3 protein-coding genes and 1 pseudogene are annotated in these 3,429 nt (G+C 59.0%); 3 read left to right on the top strand and 1 reads right to left on the bottom strand.

Annotated features, from left to right (window positions below):
* The first annotated feature begins 140 nt into the window (after positions 1-140).
* From G4D86_RS54505 to G4D86_RS51470, 3 genes are read left to right on the top strand one after another with little or no spacing between them, the layout of a single operon-like run.
* Complete coding sequence (locus tag G4D86_RS54505; RefSeq protein WP_164003062.1) at positions 141-1,124, top strand: SDR family oxidoreductase; 984 nt, start codon at positions 141-143, stop codon at positions 1,122-1,124.
* The gene (locus G4D86_RS51475; RefSeq protein WP_164003061.1) at positions 1,114-2,301 is read left to right on the top strand and encodes a glutathionylspermidine synthase family protein; all 1,188 of its coding nucleotides are present in this window, start codon (positions 1,114-1,116) and stop codon (positions 2,299-2,301) included. The genes G4D86_RS54505 and G4D86_RS51475 overlap by 11 nt, the downstream gene beginning before the upstream one ends.
* On the top strand, positions 2,298-3,002 hold the full coding sequence (locus G4D86_RS51470) for a hypothetical protein (protein ID WP_164003060.1): 705 nt from the start codon (positions 2,298-2,300) through the stop codon (positions 3,000-3,002). The genes G4D86_RS51475 and G4D86_RS51470 overlap by 4 nt, the downstream gene beginning before the upstream one ends.
* 141 nt (positions 3,003-3,143) lie before the next feature.
* Here the strand turns inward: G4D86_RS51470 and G4D86_RS51465 are convergent.
* A pseudogene (locus tag G4D86_RS51465) lies at positions 3,144-3,265 on the bottom strand (IS3-like element ISMxa2 family transposase); the annotation flags it as partial.
* Positions 3,266-3,429 lie beyond the last annotated feature (164 nt).

The raw sequence follows: 3,429 nt of genomic DNA, 5'->3' as shown, positions 1-3,429 counted from the left end.
ACACGCGCGACTGGACGCCAGCGGGCCCTGTCCGTCTCGGCCCCTCTCCGAACCTCACCCCGGCCGTCCAGGAGATGAAGCGCATCGGCTGAATCCTCTCACGCGACATCTTCCTTGACGCTCACCGGAAGGATCGGCGAGTGGAACGATTGGTTCTGCTTGTCCGGGCCCAGAACCTCGACCAGGCTCGCCAGCGTGCTCGTCAGTCCTTGGAGCGCTTTGATTCTGACCGTTCGGTGCTCCAACGCCTGGACGTAATATGTGGCGACCTGGCTCATTGCGACCTTTTAGAAGAGGTGCGCACTCAGCTGACCCACGTTGTTCACGCGGCCGCCCACACTTCGTTCCTCTCTGTTCGGACCTCAAGGGAAACGAACGTGGAAGGCACCCGAGCCTTGGCTGAGGTGGTCACATCGGCACCAAGGCTGGAGCGCTTCCTGTTCATTGGCACTGCGTATCGTTGTGGCGTTGTAGAGGCGTCGGTCCTCGGTGAGGACGTGCCCCCGTCCGACTCTCATGTTGCTGAATACACACGAACCAAAGCCGATGCCGAAGCCGTTCTCGAAAATATCCGTGACTTGCCGCTAATCGTGGCACGTCCTTCCATTATCATTGGGCATACCACCTTGGGCGTTGTCCCCTCAGCGAGCTTGTACTGGTACTACTGGGCGCTAGCGCGAGCAGGTGTATCGCCATTCGTACCAACCCGGAGACGTGACATTGTGCCGGTGGATTGGGTGGCAGCAGCGATTATCCATCTACTGTTCCTGCCGCAGCCTCATTTTCGGCGCTACCATCTTTCAGCGGGGGAGGGCTCAGCAGTTTCATGGGCGTCAATCCACGAGACATTTGCCCGCTTCGGGGAAGCCCTCCCGACCACTGAGCACCTGGACCTTGGCGCACTCGCGGATCATCCGGCCTGGGCACGGCTGGAGTTTGAGTCCAGAGCCAAGATGGCAGTCATGGCTTGTGCGAAATTTTCCGCCGTTCCGGTTGGAGCATTTTCCAATCAGCGAATCCTCGGTGAGGGCGTAGCTGCTCCTCCTCCGTTCACAAGTTACCTGCCTCGGTGCATCCAAACGAACCGTAGGTCCCTCAATCAGCTCGCCCTCGATGATGCCTGAATTTCACATTGGCAAGCCATTCGACGCTTGGATCTATGAGGAGTTGACCGAGCGGGCAGCGGTCGAATGCTTCAAATGGAATCTCGGGGCTGGAGATTACCCGACCACTTGTCGTTATCCGGTCGTACTTGGACGACAGCAATGGAACCAACTCGCCTCGCTGTCTGAGTCGCTGGAGCAGGAATCCGGAGCAGCGGAGCGTGAACTGATTGACCGCCCCGACGTTCATGGGCGCTTGGGCTTTCCCAAGAAGACAGCCGCTCACCTAGCGAAGGCTAAATGGTCGAATGCACCGAGGTACACACGTTACGATTTTCATCTTACCCACGATGGCTTTCGTATCACTGAGAGCAACTCCGACGTTGCAGGTGGGCTTCTCGAAGCGTCGGGAGTTGGGTCGATTCTCGCCAACATCCTCGGTCGAAAGCCACCCGATGATCCTGCCGCTGCCTATGCGGAGTCCTTCCTGCGCCGGTTTGGAAGTGGTGCACGAGTAGGTCTTGGACACCTTGGGACATACTCCGAAGACAGGCAGGTAGTTCTCTACCTCAAGCAACGCATGGAGGAGCGTGGGCTTGCGACAATTTTATTTGAACCCGCGCAGCTTCGACCTGGCCTACGAGCCGTAACGCAGTCAGGGCTCGTTGAGCTGGATGCGCTGTATCGATTCTTCCCTGGTGACTGGCTTCAACAACTTCCTGCGACTACTGGCTGGTCTGAGCTTTTCTGCTCGGATCGGGTCTCCAATCCGCTCACAACGATGTTGGTCCAGTCCAAGCGGTTCCCGTTAGTTTGGTCTGAACTGGCGTCTCCGATGAATACGTGGAAGCAACTTCTGCCGCAGACCACTGAGCCATCTGAGGACCAGCTTTTCGAGGGAGGTTGGGTTTTCAAGCCCGCGCTGGGACATGAAGGCGCCAACATCCTCATGGACGGAGTCACGCCAGAAATGAGTGCCTCCGCTCTGCGAGGCGTCATCCGTCGCCAGCCTCACCTCTGGATCGCTCAACGTAGGTTCGACATGGTGCCCATCGAAACGCCTGAAGGTCAGCGCTTCATTTGCATTGGCGTCTTCGTGGTCGATGGAAGAGCGGCAGGGGCTTACGCGCGACTGAGCGAGAAACCAGTGATAGACGATGCTGCCCAGGAGGCAGTTGTTCTGGTGGAGGAGCAATGACCGAGCGAGAGTCACTTACGCGATGGCGTGCGGCTGCTGGTCCATGGGCGCACTTTCTGAAACCATCTTTACTCGTTGCCAGCGTCGTGGACGTGGCACCGGTGGCGCCCAAGAGTGTGACACTGAACTGGATACCAACGGGGTCGGACACCGCTCTGGTTATTGATCTGCCCGGCATCGAATCCCTCGCAATCGGTACCGCCCTGGGTTGCAAAGGCTGGTGTATCATCCCCATGTTCAACACCACTCGGGGTGCAGCTGAGGTTCTGCCCACCATCGAGCTAATCCGAGCACTCAGGGGCGCGGTCCCTGAGCTACCTCAAACACCCTCTGGTCCGCCTGCCTTTCTTCTGGACGCCTATCGTCAGGTGCTGTGCAAGGTTCGCCTAGAGGAAGGCGACTTCGACAATCGGTGGTACGTTTTCAAGAGTGATTTCCCGAGCGAGGAGTTGCTGGCCACTAAAGGAATCAAGCGGCTCATTGTGGTCACGCGGGGAAATGCACCTCAGAATGACTTGAATGATGCACTTGCCGGACACCTCACCATTGAACGCTTGCTCCTCAATCCTGATACGGGTGAGCAGGCTTCATTTCCAAAGGCTCGCCCCTTGCCGCTGAGACTCGCTGCGGGATTTGGCCGTGGGATGGCAAGGAACTTCGACGGTTCCTTCGGACACCGCTATGTAATTTCCCACGGCTGAGCTGCCATCCCCAGAACGGGTCCATGGGTGACGCAGAGGTTGTTCGGGAAGAGTAGCCTGTGACCACCACCACCGCGCCAACAAGGCGCCAAGCGTATCAGGCGCACTCCCTGTGATCTGCCCCGTTCTTCGGGCCATGAGTTACGAGAGTCCTGCGGCGCTGCTGATACCGTGCTCGGGGGATGATGCGGCGGGCCGGCATGGGCACGGCGAGCTCCGACCTCCGCGGGTGTCTTGTAGCCCAGACTGCTGTGCGGACGCTGATGCGCCCGGCCACGTCGATGGCCAGACACTCGCGGCCGGTGAGCGTCAAGGAAGATGTCGCGTGAGAGGATTCAGCCGATGCGCTTCATCTCCTGGACGGCCGGGGTGAGGTTCGGAGAGGGGCCGAGACGGACAGGGCCCGCTGGCGTCCAGTCGCGCGTGT

The organism is Pyxidicoccus caerfyrddinensis (assembly GCF_010894405.1).
In the GTDB taxonomy this organism is placed as follows: Bacteria; Myxococcota; Myxococcia; order Myxococcales; family Myxococcaceae; genus Myxococcus; species Myxococcus caerfyrddinensis.
Note: the sequence above shows the minus strand (reverse complement) of the source record. Positions and strands in the feature narration are given on the sequence as shown.